The organism is Aminobacter aminovorans, assembly GCF_900445235.1.
Taxonomy (GTDB): Bacteria; Pseudomonadota; Alphaproteobacteria; order Rhizobiales; family Rhizobiaceae; genus Aminobacter; species Aminobacter aminovorans.
Genome location: NZ_UFSM01000002.1, coordinates 375,421 through 392,426, shown reverse-complemented (window position 1 = coordinate 392,426; position 17,006 = coordinate 375,421). Strand labels below are relative to the sequence as shown.

Here is a 17,006-nt window from a genome sequence, read left to right as displayed (position 1 = left end):
GATAATATGACCTGGAATTTGAAACGCAGAACTTTCGTCGCTGCTCTCGGCGCCACCGCGCTGACCTCCATCTCCGTATTCGGCCCTGCAGCGGCTGCCGAAAAGACCATCGCCCTGGTGCAGATCAATCAGCAGGCGCTCTTCTTCAACCAGATCAATGAAGGCGCTCAGAAGGCTGCCGACGCCGCCGGCATGAAGCTGGTGATCTTCAATGCGAACAACGATCCGGCCGCCCAAAACAGTGCCATCGAAACCTATATTCAGCAGAAGGTTGACGGTATTGCCGTCGTTGCCATCGACGTGAACGGCATCATGCCCGCCGTCAACCAGGCAGCCGAAGCTGGCATTCCGGTCGTCGCTATCGACGCGATCCTCCCCGAGGGTCCGCAGAAGGCGCAGATCGGCGTCGACAACGCAACGGCCGGCGCTGACATGGGCAAATTCTTCCTCGACTACATCAAGGCCAACGCCGATGGCAAAGCCAAGATCGGCGTGGTCGGAGCCTTGAACTCGTTCATTCAGAACGTCCGCCAGGAAGGTTTCGAAAAGGCCGTCAAGGTCGATGGCGTGACGTCTGCCGGCGTGGTCGATGGACAGAACGTCCAGGATACCGCACTTGCCGCGGCCGAAAACCTGATCACCGGCAACCCTGACCTGACAGCGATCTATGCCACCGGTGAACCGGCCCTGATGGGTGCCATCGCAGCCGTCGAAAGCCAGGGCAAGCAGGACAGCGTCAAGGTATTCGGCTGGGACCTGACCGCCCAGGCGATCGCTGGAATTGACGCAGGCTATGTCGCCGCAGTCATCCAGCAGGATCCGGCTGCCATGGGCGCTGCAGCCATCGACGCTCTCAAGAAGGTCTCCGACGGCGGCAGTGTCGAAAAGACGATTGCGGTTCCGGTGACCATCGTGACCAAGGACAACGTCGAACCGTACCGGGCAGTTTTCAAATGATGACTGACGGACAGCATCCTCCCGCTGTCGCCGGTGTCGGGGGGGCCATGCCCCCCCGCATCGGTCCCAGCCCGCGCATATCCCTGAAAGGAATCCGCAAGGCATTCGGATCGCACCAGGCGTTGCGCGGTGTGGACCTCGACATCTATCCCGGCGAATGCCTCGGCCTGGTCGGCGATAACGCCGCCGGCAAGTCGACGCTGACCAAGATCATCTCGGGAACCTATATTCCCGATGGCGGCACGATCACGCTCGAGGGCGAAGACATCAGCTTTACCGGTCCCGCCGATGCCCGCAGCCGCAACATCGAGATGGTTTTCCAGGATCTCAGCCTCTGCGATCATATCGATGTCGTCGGCAATCTCTTTCTTGGCCGCGAGATCAGCAAGGGCCCGTTCCTCGACACCAAGACGATGCTCGAGGAAGCGCGCAAGATGCTGGATGCGCTGGAGATCCGCATTCCGCGCTTGACCGGAAAGGTTGCTCAGCTGTCGGGCGGTCAGCGGCAGGCAATCGCCATCGCCCGCGCTGCTTCTTTCAATCCCAAGGTCCTGATCATGGACGAGCCGACTTCGGCTCTCGCTGTTGCGGAAGTCGAGGCTGTTCTGGCGCTGATCAACCGCGTCAAGGCCAAGGGCGTCTCGGTGATCCTCATCACCCACCGTCTGCAGGACTTGTTCCGCGTCTGTGACCGTATCGCTGTCATGTACGAGGGCACAAAGGTCGCCGAGCGCGAAATCGGCAAGACCAATCTCGAAGATCTCGTCAAACTGATTGTCGGAGAGGGTGCCAGGCAATGACGGCCTATACCGAACGCGCCAAGGGCTCGCCCGCGGCAGACTTCCTATCCGAGCACGCTCAGGTGCTGTCGATCACCTTCTTCTTTCTTGCTTGCGTGCTGTTTTTCGCATTCACCACAGATACCTTCATGACGCTCGGAAACGTCCTGAACGTTATCCGTCAGGCCGCTCCCATCCTGATCGTCGCCGTTGCCATGACCTTCGTCATCATCACCGGCGGCATCGACCTTTCGGTCGGCTCGCAAGTGGCGCTCGTCAATGCTATTGCCGCCATCGTGCTCGCCATGGGCTACCCCTGGCCGGTGGTGGTCGTCGCCATGCTCACCTTCGGTGCATTCATCGGCTTCGTGCAGGGCTGGTTTACCGCCTATCAGGGCATTCCAGCCTTCATCGTCACCCTCGCCGGTCTTTCGATCCTGCGAGGCTTCGCGCTCTATCTCACACAGGGTTATTCCATCCCCATCAAGGACGTTCCGGGCTTCTTTGCGCTCGGTCGCGGCGAGCTCTTCGGCATACCTGTCCCCGCTTTGATCGCCATTGTGGTAGCCATTATCGGTTACGTCGTGATCAGATCGACGAAATATGGCCGCCAGGTGGTTGCGGTCGGCTCCAACATGGAAGCGGCGCGCCGCGTCGGCATGCCGGCGAAGTGGATCATCGCCTCGGTCTACATGATCGCTGGCGTTGCCTGCGCGCTGGCGGGCCTCCTGATCGCTGCCCGCCTCGGTTCTGGTTCTTCGAACGCGGCAGTCGGCTTCGAGTTGCAGGTCATCGCGGCGGTGGTGCTGGGCGGAACCTCGTTGATGGGCGGTCGCGGCACGATCCTCGGCACCGTGCTTGGCACGCTGACGATTGCCGTGATCGGCAACGGTCTGATCCTGATGCATATCTCGCCTTTCTTCACGCAGATCGTCACCGGCGCGATCATCCTGATCGCCATTTGGCTCAACACCCGCATCTTCACGGCCAACTTCCGCTTCGGCGGAAAGAAGAGGTGAGTGGCATGACCAACGAGCTCTCCGAAGGTCACGTCCGCTCCGGGCAGGTCATGACCGTCAACGGGCCAGTCGCGGCGGAAAGCCTCGGCATCACCTTGATGCACGAGCATACGCTCAACGACTGCCGCTGCTGGTGGCATGCTCCGAAAACCAAGGAGCGGCAATACCTCGCCGAAGGGTTCGTCTGCATGGAAATCCTGGGCGAACTCAGGCAAGACCCTTTCGTCAACAAGGACAACATCACCCTCAATGACGAGGCATTGGCAATTGCCGAGCTGGAGGCCTTCGTCGCCGAAGGCGGCCGGACCCTCGTCGAACCCACCTGCAACGGTATCGGCCGCGACTCGCTCGCACTGCGACGTATTTCGCGCGCGACGGGCCTCAATATCGTGATGGGAGCTGGTTACTACCTCGGCTCCTCCCATCCGGCGAAGGTCGCCGGCATGAGCGTCGACCAGATCGCCGATGAGATCGTGGTCGAAGCTCTCGACGGTGTCGACGGCACCGACGTCAAGATCGGGCTTATCGGCGAGATCGGTGTCTCGTCCGACTTCACCTCCGAGGAGGAAAAGTCGCTCCGTGGTGCAGCACGCGCCCAGGTTCGAACCGGCCTGCCGCTGATGGTGCACCTGCCGGGATGGTTCCGCCTTGGCCACAGGGTGCTCGACATCGTCGCTCAGGAAGGCGCAGAACTTCGCCACACCGTGCTCTGCCACATGAACCCGTCACATGACGACTTCACCTATCAGAGCGAACTCGCCGATCGCGGCGCCTTCATCGAATACGACATGATCGGCATGGATTTCTTCTATGCCGACCAGCAGGTCCAATGCCCCAGCGACGAAGAGGCGGCACGCGCCATCGTGCGGCTGGTCGAAGCCGGTCACCTTGACCGCATCCTGCTTTCACATGACGTGTTCCTGAAGATGATGCTCAGCCGCTATGGCGGCAACGGCTATGCCTATGTGCTGCGTCACTTCCTGCCGCGGCTGAAGCGCCATGGACTGCCCGATGCCGCACTTGAGCAAATGATGCGGGCAAATCCCCGCTCCGTGTTCCAAGCCGGGTCCTGATTTCCCGCCCTCAACGCATTCAACAAAGACGGATGAACCATGACAAAAAAAGTACTCCTCGTCGGCGAGAGCTGGATCAGCTCAGCCACCCATTACAAGGGCTTTGACCAGTTCGGCAGCGTGACGTTCCACCTTGGAGCCGAACCGCTCGTCAAGGCGCTCAAGGGCAGCGAATTCGAACTGACCTACATGACCGCGCACGAGGCCGTGGACAAGTTCCCATACGAGATGGCCGGCCTCGACGAATACGACGCCATCATCCTCTCCGACATTGGCGCAAACTCGCTGCTGCTGCCGCCGGAGGTATGGCTGCACTCACGCACCGTTCCGAACCGCCTGAAGCTGATCAAGGCCTGGGTCGAGAAGGGCGGCGCGCTGCTGATGGTTGGCGGCTACTTCTCCTTCCAGGGCATTGACGGCAAAGCCCGCTGGCGCCGCACGCCGGTCGAAGACACCTTGCCCGTCACCTGTCTTCCTTATGACGACCGCATCGAGATCCCCGAAGGCGCGGTTGCCGATGTCGTCAAGCCGGATCACCCTGTCATGCTTGGGCTAGGCGACAAGTGGCCGCTGTTGCTTGGTGTCAACGAGGTGGAAGTCCGAGACGGGGCCGAAGTCATCGCCAGACTGCCGCAGGACCAAGGTGGTCATCCGCTGCTGGTACTCGGCAGTCACGGCAAGGGCCGCACTGCTGCCTGGACTTCCGACATCGGTCCACACTGGCTGTCGCCGGCATTCTGCGAGTGGGAGGGCTACGGCCGCCTTTGGAAGAACATTCTCGGCTGGATGACCAAAAGCCCGCGCTGAGCCTGGACAGGCCCGCGCTGAAACTCAGCGCGAGGCCATTATAGAGGCCAATTGCTGGGCTGAAGGAAATGCCGACCGGGTTCCGGGCCGGGCGACGGTGATCGCAGCGGCCTGGGACGCATGCTCGATCGCGGTGCGATCGAGACGGGTTACGCGCAGTGCCGCCGAAGCAAGAGCGACCGCCATGAAGGTGTCGCCGGCGCCAGTCGTGTCGACGACCTCGCAAGGTACCGCTGGAACGCGGACAACGCCGTCCTCGGTGGCAAGTAGCGCGCCGTCGCCGCCAAAGGTCAGGACGACTTCACGAACCCCGCTCGCAAGCAGTTTGCGGGCGGCATCTTCGCCGCTGGTGCCGGTCAACGCCAATGCCTCTCCCTCATTGAGGAAGGCGATGTCGACAAGGCTCCAGAGGCTGCCGAAGAAGGGACGAAGAGGAGACGGATTGAAGGCGGTAACCATGTTGCGGGCGCGGGCGGCCTCGAGAACACCGCGTGTCGCCTCATCCGAGAGGTTTCCTTGCAAGACGGCAAGGTCCTTTGGAGCGGCCCCGGCAAGCAGGCTGACGGCATCGGCGACGGGAAAGTTCCGGGCGGAATCGGTCGTTGTGATGTTTACGTTTTCGCCGTCCGGGGTGGTCAAGACGATCGAGAAATCGGTCGATTTGCCCGGGAGCGGAAACAGTCTGCTGATCACCGGCTCTTTCGCCAGGTGTTCGCGGATCAACTCCGCGCGGAAGCCGTCGCCGAAGGCTGCCACAAGGCTCGTCGGCAGGCCTGTGCGGGCCATGACGACAGCCTGGTTGGCGCCCTTGCCGCCAAGGTCGCGGGACTGCTGGCTGCCATGGATGGAGGCGCCGGCTGCGGGCATCTCCGAGATCCGGATCGTTTCGTCGACAGCGACATTACCGATTACGTAAGCGTGCATGAACATACTTTCGAAAGGGAAAGAAATGCAGGAAATCTCCAACAGCTCAGCAAGCGCCGTAAGGGAAATATTCGGAACTGACAAGGTTCTGATTGGCATGATCCATTGCCCGGCTTTCCCCGGCGCGCCCCGCTATCGCGGCGCGGACATGTCGACGATCTATGACGCCTGCATGCGTGACGCAGAGGCCCTGATCGAAGGCGGCATGCACGGGCTGATGATCGAAAACCATGGCGATGTTCCCTTTTCCAAGCCCGAGGATATTGGCCAGGAGACGGCGGCATTCATGTCGGTGGTGACCGACAGGATCGCACGCGAGACCGGCGTGCCGCTCGGTGTCAACGTGCTTGCGAACGCCCCGATCACAGCCTTCGCCATCGCCATGGCCGGCGGCGCCAAGTTCATCCGGGTCAACCAGTGGGCAAATGCCTATGTCGCCAACGAGGGCTTCATGGAAGGCCGCGCCGCTGAAGCAATGCGCTACCGCTCGCTGCTGCGTGCCGAGCATATCAAGGTCTTCGCCGACAGCCACGTCAAGCATGGCTCTCATGCGATCGTCGCCGACAGATCGATCCAGGAACTGACCCGCGACCTCGCCTTTTTTGATGCCGATGGCGTTATCGCCACCGGGCAGCGCACTGGCAACACGGCGACGATCGAAGAGATCGAGGAGATAGGCTCGGCAACACACCTGCCGCTGCTCGTAGGCTCCGGGGTGACCAAGGACAACATCGTGGAGATCCTGAAGCGCACCAATGGCGTCATCGTCGCTTCGTCGCTGAAATTCGACGGAGTGTGGTGGAACCCCGTCGACATCGAGCGTGTAAAGGCGTTTCGCGCTGCTGCCGCTCCCGAACTTGAGGGCTGAGCCGGTGGCTGGCGAGACCCTATCCGAGCAGATTCTGCGGGAAAACGCGGCAGTCTTCGAGGCGATGCTTCACCATCGCTTCGTCGAAGACGTCAAGCAGGACCGGCTGACCAGGCAGGCTTTCGAACGCTATCTGGTTTATGAAGGCGCGTTCGTCGATACTGCGATCTCGATCTTCGCCTATGCCGTGGCGAAAGCCCGGACGATCGAGCAGAAACGCTGGCTCATCGCCGTTCTCGAAGCGCTTGCCAATCAGCAGATCACCTATTTCGAGAAGACCTTTGCCGAGCGCGGCATCGATCCCGCCACTTACGATCTCGACCTTCCTGAAGTTGCCGAATTCCGGATCGGCATGCTGGCAATCGCGCGCGACGGCGGCTTCCTCGATACGGTCGCGGCGATGTTTGCTGCCGAGTGGATGTACTTGACCTGGTCGAAGGAGGCCGCAGCGCGGCCGATCGCTGATCGGTTGTTGAAAGAATGGGTGGATATGCATGCTCACGACGATTTCGCTGCGCAGGCAAAATGGCTCAGGCAACAGCTAGACGAGGCCGGCGACCACCTCGACACCACCGAGCGCAAACGGTTGAGTGATATTTTCGGACGCGCCCAGCGCCTGGAGATCGCCTTCCACGACGCGCCCTATCGCTGATCCCGACATCGAACATTTGAGGTTGCCTGCATGAACTCCAATGCGCAGATCAATGGCGAACGCCTGCTGCAGCGCATCGACGATTTTGCCCGGATCGGCGGAACCGCTGCAGGTGGCGTCAATCGCCAGGCGTTGTCAGCCGAAGACAGGCAATCGCGCCGGCTGCTTGCGGAGCTCGCACTGGCACGCGGCTTCCGGGTGTTTCAGGATCCGATGGCCAACCTCTTCATCCGTCGCGAAGGCCGCCTTGTCGATCGGCCGCCATTTGTGATCGGCAGTCATCTCGACAGCCAGCCTACCGGCGGACGTTTCGACGGGGCGCTCGGCACGCTGACTGCATTCGAAGTCATGGAAAGCCTTGAGGACGCCGGCGTCGCGACCGAGCTGCCACTCGAAGTGGTTGCCTGGACAAACGAGGAAGGTAGCCGGTTTGCGCCCGGCACCATGGGCTCCATGGCCTTCTCTCTGGGTGCGATACCAGAAGCCTGGTCCGACCTCCGCGGCAGCGACGGAGCGCTCTTCACCGAAGAACTCAAGGCGACGCTCGACGCCCTTCCCGACATAGCCATGCGGCCGCTCGGCTTTCCGATATGCGGCTATCTGGAACTTCACATCGAACAGGGACCGTCGCTCGAAAGGGAAAACGTTCCTGTTGGGATCGTTCACGGCATTCAGGGCACCCGCTGGCTGGAGGTGACGATTTCGGGCCAGGCGGCACATGCGGGAACGACAGCACTCGAATTTCGCCGCGACCCGATGGTGGCGGCGACAGCCGCCCTCGACATATTGTTCAAGCGCATCATGCCAGGAGATGCAGCTGCGCGCGTTACCGTCGGACGTTTCACGATCGAACCGGGATCGGTAAATGCCATACCGGGCTCGGTCACATTCACCGTCGATTTGAGGCATTCCGACGCCACGGTCATCGATCAACTGGAGGCGCTGGTGCGCAAAAACTGCGCCACGGCTGCGAGCGCCGCCGGCTGCCAGGCAAATATCCGACAATTCTTCGACATGACGCCGGCCGCGTTTCCCGAGACGCTGCTCGGCTGCCTCGAGAGGGCGGGGCGCGCGCTCGATCTTCCGGCAAAACGCATGCTGTCCGGCGCATTTCACGACGCGCTGTTCATCAACCGGGTCGCGCCCTCGGCGATGATCTTCGTGCCCTGCCGCGACGGGCTCAGCCACAACGAGGCAGAGTTTGTCGAACCGGAGCATTCAATCATTGGGGCGCGCATGCTGCTGCAATCGACGCTGGAGGCGATGACCGAGCTGGGAAAGCCGCCAGCTGTTGCTTAAGGACCGGGCGGCCGTCGTCTGGCGGCATGCAGTGCGAGTGGAGAACGAGACGAGATGGGCAAGAACACAGTGGACGATATGCCGCCGGCCGGGTTGGTCGAGGCCCAAAGATTGGCGATAAGGATTGCGGAGGCCATTGCCGCCGACGCGATGGCAGGGGAAACGGAGATAGAGGTCCGTGACCGCGCGGACCGACTTGTGCGCGAATTCGGCGGGACCGATGTCTGGACCCCCACGATCATCGGGTTCGGAGCCGGAACCCTGAGTTGCTTCCCGACCGATCGACCGAGCACACGCCAATTGTGGGATGTGGACCTAGGCATGATCGATGTTCACCCAGTCACAGCGGATGGATGGTGGGGCGATTGTACGCGGACATTTCAAAGAGGGAAAAATGTCGGTCAGGGCAAGGCTTTGGCGGCGGTCGAGGCTATTCACGCAGCGGTCCTGGCCTCGGTGAGACCAGGCATGCGTGCCTGCGACCTCTTCCGTGTATTCGCATCGGAGCTGGAGAGAACCCCTTATCTTCTTCTGGATCGCCTATCGAATATCGGCCATTCGCTGAATGTCGGTTCGTCCTACGACGCGGGATACATCGATGCATGGAATGAAACCCCGATGACCGGGGCCTGGGCGATTGAACCATTCATTGGCAACCACCTCTATGGCGCGAAGAAGGAAGACGTCGTCTGGTTCGGACCAGCGAGGTGCACCGTTATTTCCTAGTCCGATCGGCAGGCCGTCAAAGGGCGTGCCTTCGGCGTTGTGACCCAATGGGTTGGCCCCACAGGGTCTTCTGGTCAGCCGCGTTGGTGCTCCCCGCCTTGCCGCGACGGGCCTAATGCTGCTGCAGGCCCGTGATCATGGCGATGATCTCGTTCTTGTCGGTCTTGGCTGTCTCGCGGATGCCGATCTGGCGGCCGCGGCGGAGAACGCAAATGCGATCCGACAGCTTGAACACCTGGTCGAGGCTGTGGCTGATGATCAGAACACCGATGTTGCGCTGCTTGAGCGAGAGCACGATTTCTTCGACCTTGGCCGTCTCGGCTACACCGAGTGCGGCGGTCGGCTCGTCGAGCAGGATCAGCTTGCTCGCCCAGTGCGTCGCCCTGGCGATCGCCACGCCCTGGCGCTGGCCGCCCGAGAGATCGCGGATGGTGGCATGGGCCGATGGGATACGGACATCCAGCTCCTTCACCAGCTTCTCGGTCTCGGCGATCATCCTGCGGCGGTCGAGCAGGCCGAAGCCGTTGACGGGTTCCCGACCGAGGAACATATTCATGTAGACCGTCTGCTGGTCGGCCAGCGCCAGGTCCTGGTAGACCACCTCGATGCCATGGGCGCGCGCCATCGTCGCGTTCGCCATGGTCACGGTCTCGTCCTCTATGGTGATCGTGCCCGAGGTCGGTGTGTAGACGCCCGAGATGATCTTGATCAGCGTCGACTTGCCGGCGCCGTTGTCGCCGACCAGCGCGACGATCTCGCCAGGGCGGACTTCGAGCGAGAAATTCTCGATCGCCGTAATGCCGCCGAAAACCTTGCGGATGTCGGTAAGCCTGAGAACAGGGGCTGCTTGCGTCGCGGTCATCTCAACCTCCTAGATCGGCCAGGCGGCGGTTTCGCCGAAGCCGTTCTCGATCGTTTCCACCTTGGGCTCGCCTTTCGAGATGCCCGAAACACCCACCACATAGGCGCGGGTGACGAACGCCTGGCCGCGGAAGCCGAAGACAGCGGTGTCGCCCGGCTTCGGGGCATTCGGACCGGCGGCATCGATCATGGCATAGTAGTCGATGGCCGAGGGCGGCGGCACCTCGACGCTGCGCAGTGCTGCTGAGGCGGTCGTCGGTTCGGAACCGACGATCGCCTTGACGTCGTAGTCGGGGAAGATCGGATCGATGTAGAAGCCGCCGCCGAAGCAATAGGCCTTGCCGCCCGACAGGTGCGAGACCTCGGTGAGATAGAGCACCGCAGGCTGTTCCGGAAGGTCTTCCATCGCATGCAGCGCGGTGGTGCCGTGCAGGCCATTGCCCGGTTCGCATTGCGTCGCCCCGGCTTCGGCGAGCGCGGCGAGCATGACGCTCGACGTGGTCCCCGGTGCGTTGACCTCGATATCCTTGCGCCCTGCCTTGGCCAAAGCCTCGGCGGCCTTGGTCAAGGTCACCAGATTGTGGGTCGGGACCACCTTGCGGCTGGCGTGATCGAACAGCAATGCGGGGAAGGTGGTGATGCCGGCGAAGCGGCCGCCGGCGAGCGCGTCGAACCTGTCGGCCACGTCAGCCACCTCGGTGGCGGCGAAGCCGCCCTCATGGCCGCGATAGAAGGTGTCGCCTTCGGCATGGATGCGGGCCAACAGGTCTTGCGTGCGGCCGGCTGCCTCGGCGCCTGCGGCAGCTTCCCTGGCCTTGGTGTCGTTGAAGACAGTCCAGTAGTCGGGCTTGAAGGTCGCGGCTGCGGCTGCGGCCTCTTGGCGGGCAACCTGCTGCAGATGGCCGAGATGGGCGACCTTGAGCCCTGCCTTGTGGGTGGCGCGGGCACAGGCCATGTCGACGGCGACCGCCGCGTCGATGCCGCCGCGCCTGACTGCCTGGCAGAACGAGCTCGAGCGGCCGACCTGCTTGGTCATGGCGAAGATCTTGAGGCCATGTCGGCGCGCTTCGGCGCTCAGCACGCCGGCATTGCGCTCGACGACATCAAGGTCGAGGACATAGGCATTGGCCGGAATCTTGCCCTGCTGGTGCAGGGCCATCGCGGCTTCGATGAAAGCCGGGTTGCGGCGGCGCAGGACGTCGAGAAACATGTCAGCTTCCTTCAGCGAGACTTTTCGCGCAGCGATACTGCAACTGCCGCGAGGATGATGAGACCGCGAACGATCATCTGGTCGGAAACGGAAAGGCCCATCAGGATCAGGCCGTTGTTGAGCATGCCCATCATCAGCGAGCCGACCAGGGCGCCGATGACCGAGCCCTTGCCGCCGTTGAGCAGCGTGCCACCGACGATGACGGCGGCAATCACCGTCATCAGGTCGGTTTCGCCGAGCGTGTACTTCGCCGCCTGCAGGCGGCCGGCATAAAGCAGCCCGGCAAGCCCGGCCAGGCCGCCGCTGATGGCAAGCACTGCGAGCCGGATGCGCGGCACACTGATGCCGGACACGCTGGCGGCGCGGGCATTGTCGCCGGTCGCCAGCACATGGGCGCCGAAGCGCGTCTCGCGATAGATGATGTGGCCGACTGCAACGGCGATCGCCGTCCACCAGATGAGCGAGGGGATACCCAGGAACACGCCCGAGCCGAAGAAGCCGGTGAAGGTGCTGTCCGTCACCGGAATCGAGCGCAGGTTGGTCATCGAGCGGGCGACGCCGGCAAACAATCCCAAGGTCGCCAACGTCACCAGAAACGATGGCAGCCTGACATAGGCGACCAGCGCGCCGTTGAGCAGGCCGATCAGGAGGCCGGCGCCCAGACCGGCGAGCACGCCGGCCACCAGCCCGTATTCGTTGATCGTCACGGCTGAGGCGAGCGCGGCCACGGCCACGGTGGACCCGATCGAGAGATCGATCTCCCCTGCAGACATGACGAAGACGAGGCCGATCGCCATGACGGTGGCAGGTGCCGTCTGCAGGACGATGTTGGAGAGGTTCCGGACCGTCAGAAAGCCGCTGTCCTTCAGCACGATGGCGAAGAAGAGGAAGATCGCCAGGAAGCCGAAATAGACGACGTATTGCTGCAGGTTGATGCGGCTGGCCAGGCCGGCTTGCTGGCCCGTGAGGCTAGTGTTGGCTGGGGGCATCTTTCTTCCTCCTGTTGGCAGGGGCGCCAGCCCCCTGCCCGGACAACTATTTTGCGGCCGCAGCGACGCTCGCCGGCACATCCTTGTTGAGCGACGCCTTCCAGCCATCGGCCACGGTCGCCTTGGTGACAGCGAGTGAATCGACGACGAGGAACGGCTTTGATTCAACGCCGACCAGCGAGCCGGCTGCCGAACGCGCCGCCGTCACGCCGATGCTGTACGCTTCGTCGGCCACCAGCGCCGCGATGGCACCGTCCTTGACCATGTCGAGCGCTGCCGGCTCGTTGAGGTCGAGGGTGACGATCTTGGTGTGGCTGTTGCCGGCATTGCGCAGCGCCGACAGCACGCTCAGCGCCGGCTCTGCCCAGGTCACGTAGATGCCGTCGAGGTCGGGGTGCTGCGTCACCATCGCCTGGGCGATCTCTTCGCTCCGCGCAGGGTCGGCCATGCCCGCCTCGGCGACGATCTTCATCTCGGGATAGTCTTGCTCGATCGTTGCCTTGAAGGCGCCGTCGCGCTGGTTGGTGACGTAGAAATCGGCGTCGTGGAAGATGTAGCCGAGATTGCCCTTTTTGCCGAGCGCGTCGGCCATGGCGACGGCAGCCTTGTTACCCATCTGGAACAGGTCGTCGGAGACGATGGTCACATAGTCCTTGCCGTGAACGTAACCCGCTGGCGAGTTGTCGACAAAGGCGAGCTTGACGCCGGCGTCGCGCGCAGGGTCGTAAACGACAGCGGCGGTTGCCGGGTCGACCGGCAGCGAGACGATGATAGACGGCTTCTTGGCCATCACCGTTTCGACGTCGGCTTTCTGGCGCGCGGCGTCGAAGCCGGCGTCGGTCTGCGCGATGACCTCGATGCCCAAGCGCTTGAACTCGTCATGCGCGCCGGCATTCACCGCATTGGTGTACTCACTCATCTCGTGCCAGACCAGGGCTGCGGTGAATTTGCCGTCCTTGATCTTCTGTTCCTGGTCCGGCGTCAGTACGACGCTCTTGGCCGGCGTTGGCTGTTCGCCATTCGGACCCTTGGTGGCGCCATCGGCCGCGAAAGCCGCGCTCACCGAAAGTATTGCCGCGAAAAGGGCTGTGCCCCTTGCTGCCATGTGCATGACTGTTTCCTCCCGGGTAGATGGTGCACCGGCGGCGGTATTGCCGCCGGTGCAACTGGCTTACTTGGCTGCGTCGAGCACCGACTTCGGCGCTTCGCGGTTGAGCGATTCCTTCCAGCCCTCAGCGACATTGTCCTTGGTCACAGTCAGGGCCGGAGCGACGACGAAGGGTGGGGTCTGCTGGCCGAGCAGCGACTTGAGCCCGGCGGCGGCCATGGCGCGGCCGAGTTCATAGGCCTTGTCGGCGACGAGCGCAGTCACGTTGCCACCCTTGACCATGTCGAGCGCCACCGGTTCGGCGAGGTCGAGCGTCACCACCTTGGTCTTGGCGTTACCGCTGGAGCGCAGGGCCGAGAGCACGCCGTCGGCGGGCTCTGCCCAGGTCACGTAGATGCCGTCGAGATCGGGGTTCTGCAGCAGCATCGCGTTGGCCAGTTCCTCGGCTCGTGCCGGATCGGAAATGCCCTGCTCGGCGACGATCTTGATATCGGGATAATCCTTCTCGATCGTCGTCTTGAACGCCTGGTCACGCTGGTTGGTGACGTAGTAGGTGGCGTCGTGGAAGATATAGCCGACCTTGCCCTTCCCGCCGATGGATTTGGCCAGGGCATCGGCTGCCTGCTTGCCCATCTGGAACAGGTCGTCGGTGACGATTGCGGCATAGTCGGTTCCGTGCTTGTAGCCGCTCGGCAGGTTCGACAGGAACACCAGCTTGGTGCCGTCCTTGACCGCCTGGCGGAAGGCCTCGGCCGAGGTGACCGGGTCGAGCGGCAAGGCGAGAATGACATTCGGCTTGGCCGCGAGCGCGGTTTCGATGTCGCTGCGCTGGCGTGCCGCATCGAAGCCGGCATCCGTGGTCACGGCAACCTCGACACCGGCACGGGCGAACTCATCCTTGGCACCGGCCGAGACGGCATTGGTGAAATCGGAAGAGGTGTGCCAGAGCAGCGCCGCCTTGTAGCCCTTGTCCTTCAAGGAGGCGATGTCGGCATCGGACAGTGCGACGTCGGCGCTCGGCGTTGCCGTCTCGCCCGAGGGACCGACTGTCTGGGCGAAGGCCGCACCGGCAGCAAGCATAAGGCTGCCAGCGAGAGCAGCGGCAAGTATCTTCTTGATGATCATGTTTTCCTCCCGATCATTTTCTAGCGAAGTAGGCAGTTCACTCGATCACCCCGCAATAGCGGGCCATGAAGGCGGCGAGGGCGACGACGCCGGCGAGATATTCCTCGACGTCGACATGCTCCTCGTAGGTGTGGCAATTGCGGATATCGCCGGGCGCGCAATAGACGGCGGGAATGCCCAGCCGGTTGACGAAGAACGGCGATTCCGACCAAAACGGCGCACCTTCGACGGTGCCGCGCCCCGGGAGCGTCTGGTCGAGCGCATCCGACAGCATGGTTACCTCGGCCCCATTGGCGTCGATCTCGGCAGCGGTTCCGCCCAAGGCGTGGTCACGCCCGGCAGGATAGGCAAACTCGATCCTGATCTCGGGATCGGCGATCGCCGAACGCACGGTCGCTTCGATCTCGGCGGCAGCGGCATCGAGGGACTCACCCGGCAGCAGCTTGCGGATGAGCGACAAGGTGCAGCGCTCGGGCACCGCTATATAGCCGCCGCCGGCAAGCCCGGTGATGAGCAGGAAGCCGCGCCCGACCAAAGGATGCTGGGCGCGAGCCGCAACCTCGTCGGAGTGCTTCCACAGCGCCGTCATCGCCTGATGGCTCGCCTTGAGGGCATCCTTGCCCAGTTCCGGCACGCCGAAATAGGCCGACTTGCCGGTGATCGTGATGTCGGTGATGAAGAAGCCGATCTGTGCCGGGTAGACGGAAAGCCGGGTCGGTTCGACATAGACGGTGAAATCGGGACGCTGCACCTCGCCGCTCTCGATGCGGGCGGCAAAGTCCTTGATGCCGGCGGAGACGCCGGTTCCAGGCTGGCCGCTCTCCTCGTCACCGACGAAGGCATAGGACACGTCACCGGCAAGGCGGATGCCGGCCCTGTCGAGCAGCGCAAGTGCGGCAAGCGATGCCGAGATGCCGGCCTTGAGGTCGCCCGCGCCACGACCCCAGACAGCGCCATCGATGACAGGAGCGGCGAACGGATCCTCGCGCTCGGTCCCGGCCCAATGCTCGCGCCAGCCATCGACATGCACCGTGTCGGTGTGGCCGATGAACAGAAGCCGCTTGCCGCCATCCGCACCCTTGCGTTCGCCCCAGATGTTGGGCCGCCCGGGCAGGAACTCCGCGGTGTGCAGGCCGGAAAGTCCAAGCGCCTCCATCTGCTCGTTCAGATAGCTGACAAAATTCGCCTCGTTGCCGGTGATGCTGTCGCGGCCAATGGCGCCGCGGAACAAGGCGAGTGCCTCGTCGCGGTCGAGCGCAGCCTTGAGACGCCTGGTCAATTCATCCGTCATCACACAGCCTCCCTCAAAGCACGCATGTCGACCTTGGGCAGCGAGATGCGCCCTTCGGGAGCGTCGACGCCGAACAACGTGTTGTGCAACTGACCGAGCCCGATCGCCGCAGCGCCGATGATCGCTGCACGCGAGCCCAACTCGCCAGTCTCGACATTGACCGGGTAGGGGAAGCACTGCGGCAGGAACACCTTGACGCGCGACAGGATCTCCGGTCGCAGGCCGATCGACCCGCCCAGGATCACCTTCTCCGGATTGGCTATCGCTGCGATGGCTCCTATGCCACGAGCGAGGTGCCGGGCGATCTCGTCGAGCACGGTCAGAGCCGACTGATCGCCTGTATTGGCTGCCTCGAATATCTCGGGCACAGAGCGGCGATGGCCAGCAAGAGCGGCATAACGGTCCGTTATGCCATGCGAGGCCACCGCCCGCTCGAATGCGCCCGTGCGCAGCGATTCCGCCTCGAACGGGTCAGCACCCAGCGGCAGGAAGCCCATTTCGCCAGCAGCGTTGATGGCGCCCCGCACGAGATGGCCGCCGACCATCAGGCCACTGCCGACGCCGGTGCCGAGCGCTACATAGGCGAGATTGTCGATCCCCCGCCCCTGCCCGAGCCAGTTCTCGCCGAGCACGGCGAGGTTGACGTCATTCTCCAGCATCGCATCGAAGCCGAAGGCTTCCGAGAATGCGCTGACCACATCCATCTTGTCGAAATCGGCAATGTTTGGCGCGAGCAGCACGCGGCCGGTCGCATTGTCAGGCGCGCCGGGGACGCCGATGACCGCAAGCTTGATCTTGTCGCGGGCGATGCCTTGCTGGGCCGCTGCCCGGAAGGCCAGCGCGGCGATCTGGTCGACGATGTAGCCGCCGCCGCGTGGATCTGTCGGCGCCGTGTCCTCGGCGAAGATCTGGCAGGCGAGATCGGTAATCGCGACACGAACCTTGGTGCCGCCGAGGTCGACGGCCACGATATAGGCGGCGTCGTAGACAAGCTCGTAGGTTACCGCCGTGCGGCCGACATGGCCACTGGTGCGACCGGTTTCCTGGACCCAGCCTTCCTGCTCCAGCACGCGGACGATTTCGGAGATGGTCTGTTTGGACAGGCCGGTCTGCTTGGAGATCGACGCACGCGAAATGGGCCCGCCCTGCACGATCGCTTCCATCACCGAGCGCTGCGAGAACTTCCGGGAGATGCGCAGGCTGTCGTTCACGCCGACCTCATTTAATTCGTTCTATAACCGAACTTATTAGCGAGACGGCCGGACTGTCAATCGTTTTGTTGACGCCAGGATTGTTGCGAGGGCGGCAAGCGCGGGGA

General features: G+C 63.0%; 17 protein-coding genes. 9 read left to right on the top strand and 8 right to left on the bottom strand.

What is annotated here, in order from left to right; translation table 11 throughout:
* The first annotated feature begins 6 nt into the window (after positions 1 to 6).
* From DY201_RS26420 to DY201_RS26400, 5 genes are read left to right on the top strand one after another with little or no spacing between them, the layout of a single operon-like run.
* Entirely contained in the window at positions 7 to 957 is a 951-nt protein-coding gene (locus DY201_RS26420; protein WP_115734274.1) for a substrate-binding domain-containing protein, read from the top strand.
* Positions 954 to 1,757, top strand: a complete 804-nt coding sequence (locus tag DY201_RS26415; protein ID WP_115734273.1) for an ATP-binding cassette domain-containing protein — start codon at positions 954 to 956, stop codon at positions 1,755 to 1,757. The genes DY201_RS26420 and DY201_RS26415 overlap by 4 nt, the downstream gene beginning before the upstream one ends.
* On the top strand, positions 1,754 to 2,755 hold the full coding sequence (locus DY201_RS26410; RefSeq protein ID WP_115734272.1) for an ABC transporter permease: 1,002 nt from the start codon (positions 1,754 to 1,756) through the stop codon (positions 2,753 to 2,755). Before DY201_RS26415 ends, DY201_RS26410 begins: the two co-directional genes overlap by 4 nt.
* A gap of 5 nt (positions 2,756 to 2,760) precedes the next feature.
* Positions 2,761 to 3,828, top strand: a complete 1,068-nt coding sequence (locus tag DY201_RS26405) for a phosphotriesterase family protein (protein ID WP_115734271.1) — start codon at positions 2,761 to 2,763, stop codon at positions 3,826 to 3,828.
* Positions 3,829 to 3,867: 39 nt separating this feature from the next.
* Positions 3,868 to 4,635 (top strand): glutamine amidotransferase, encoded by a 768-nt coding sequence (locus DY201_RS26400; protein WP_115734270.1) that lies wholly within the window; start codon positions 3,868 to 3,870, stop codon positions 4,633 to 4,635.
* Positions 4,636 to 4,659: 24 nt separating this feature from the next.
* Here DY201_RS26400 and DY201_RS26395 read toward each other — a convergent pair whose 3' ends face one another.
* Positions 4,660 to 5,559, bottom strand: coding sequence for a ribokinase (locus DY201_RS26395; RefSeq protein ID WP_115734337.1), 900 nt, complete (start codon positions 5,557 to 5,559; stop codon positions 4,660 to 4,662).
* A 25-nt stretch (positions 5,560 to 5,584) separates the two neighbouring features.
* Between DY201_RS26395 and DY201_RS26390 the strand changes: the two genes are divergently transcribed.
* Genes DY201_RS26390 through DY201_RS26375 form a run of 4 tightly spaced genes read left to right on the top strand, consistent with a single transcriptional unit; the run spans position 5,585 to position 9,104 of the window.
* A complete protein-coding gene (locus DY201_RS26390; protein ID WP_115734269.1) occupies positions 5,585 to 6,427 on the top strand; it encodes a BtpA/SgcQ family protein in 843 nt (280 codons plus the stop codon).
* A 4-nt stretch (positions 6,428 to 6,431) separates the two neighbouring features.
* Positions 6,432 to 7,079, top strand: coding sequence for a TenA family protein (locus DY201_RS26385; protein WP_172582964.1), 648 nt, complete (start codon positions 6,432 to 6,434; stop codon positions 7,077 to 7,079).
* 30 nt (positions 7,080 to 7,109) lie between these two features.
* Positions 7,110 to 8,378 carry a Zn-dependent hydrolase gene (locus DY201_RS26380; RefSeq protein WP_115734268.1) on the top strand — a complete coding sequence of 423 codons (1,269 nt, stop codon included), beginning with the start codon at positions 7,110 to 7,112 and terminating at the stop codon, positions 8,376 to 8,378.
* A 54-nt stretch (positions 8,379 to 8,432) separates the two neighbouring features.
* The gene (locus tag DY201_RS26375; RefSeq protein ID WP_115734267.1) at positions 8,433 to 9,104 is read left to right on the top strand and encodes a M24 family metallopeptidase; all 672 of its coding nucleotides are present in this window, start codon (positions 8,433 to 8,435) and stop codon (positions 9,102 to 9,104) included.
* Positions 9,105 to 9,216: 112 nt separating this feature from the next.
* Here the strand turns inward: DY201_RS26375 and DY201_RS26370 are convergent, their stop codons facing one another.
* The 7 genes from DY201_RS26370 to DY201_RS26340 are packed head-to-tail and all read right to left on the bottom strand — an operon-like array spanning position 9,217 to position 16,899.
* A complete protein-coding gene (locus DY201_RS26370) occupies positions 9,217 to 9,966 on the bottom strand; it encodes an ATP-binding cassette domain-containing protein (RefSeq protein ID WP_115734266.1) in 750 nt (249 codons plus the stop codon).
* 9 nt (positions 9,967 to 9,975) lie between these two features.
* Positions 9,976 to 11,175, bottom strand: a complete 1,200-nt coding sequence (locus DY201_RS26365; RefSeq protein ID WP_115734265.1) for an alanine racemase — start codon at positions 11,173 to 11,175, stop codon at positions 9,976 to 9,978.
* Between the two features lie 11 nt (positions 11,176 to 11,186).
* A complete protein-coding gene (locus DY201_RS26360) occupies positions 11,187 to 12,164 on the bottom strand; it encodes an ABC transporter permease (RefSeq protein ID WP_115734264.1) in 978 nt (325 codons plus the stop codon).
* A gap of 46 nt (positions 12,165 to 12,210) precedes the next feature.
* Positions 12,211 to 13,275, bottom strand: a complete 1,065-nt coding sequence (locus DY201_RS26355) for a substrate-binding domain-containing protein (RefSeq protein ID WP_342635225.1) — start codon at positions 13,273 to 13,275, stop codon at positions 12,211 to 12,213.
* Positions 13,276 to 13,335: 60 nt separating this feature from the next.
* On the bottom strand, positions 13,336 to 14,397 hold the full coding sequence (locus DY201_RS26350) for a substrate-binding domain-containing protein (RefSeq protein WP_115734263.1): 1,062 nt from the start codon (positions 14,395 to 14,397) through the stop codon (positions 13,336 to 13,338).
* Between the two features lie 37 nt (positions 14,398 to 14,434).
* On the bottom strand, positions 14,435 to 15,688 hold the full coding sequence (locus DY201_RS26345) for a M20 family metallopeptidase (protein ID WP_115734262.1): 1,254 nt from the start codon (positions 15,686 to 15,688) through the stop codon (positions 14,435 to 14,437).
* Positions 15,688 to 16,899 (bottom strand): ROK family transcriptional regulator, encoded by a 1,212-nt coding sequence (locus DY201_RS26340; protein ID WP_115734261.1) that lies wholly within the window; start codon positions 16,897 to 16,899, stop codon positions 15,688 to 15,690. The genes DY201_RS26345 and DY201_RS26340 overlap by 1 nt, the downstream gene beginning before the upstream one ends.
* Positions 16,900 to 17,006 lie beyond the last annotated feature (107 nt).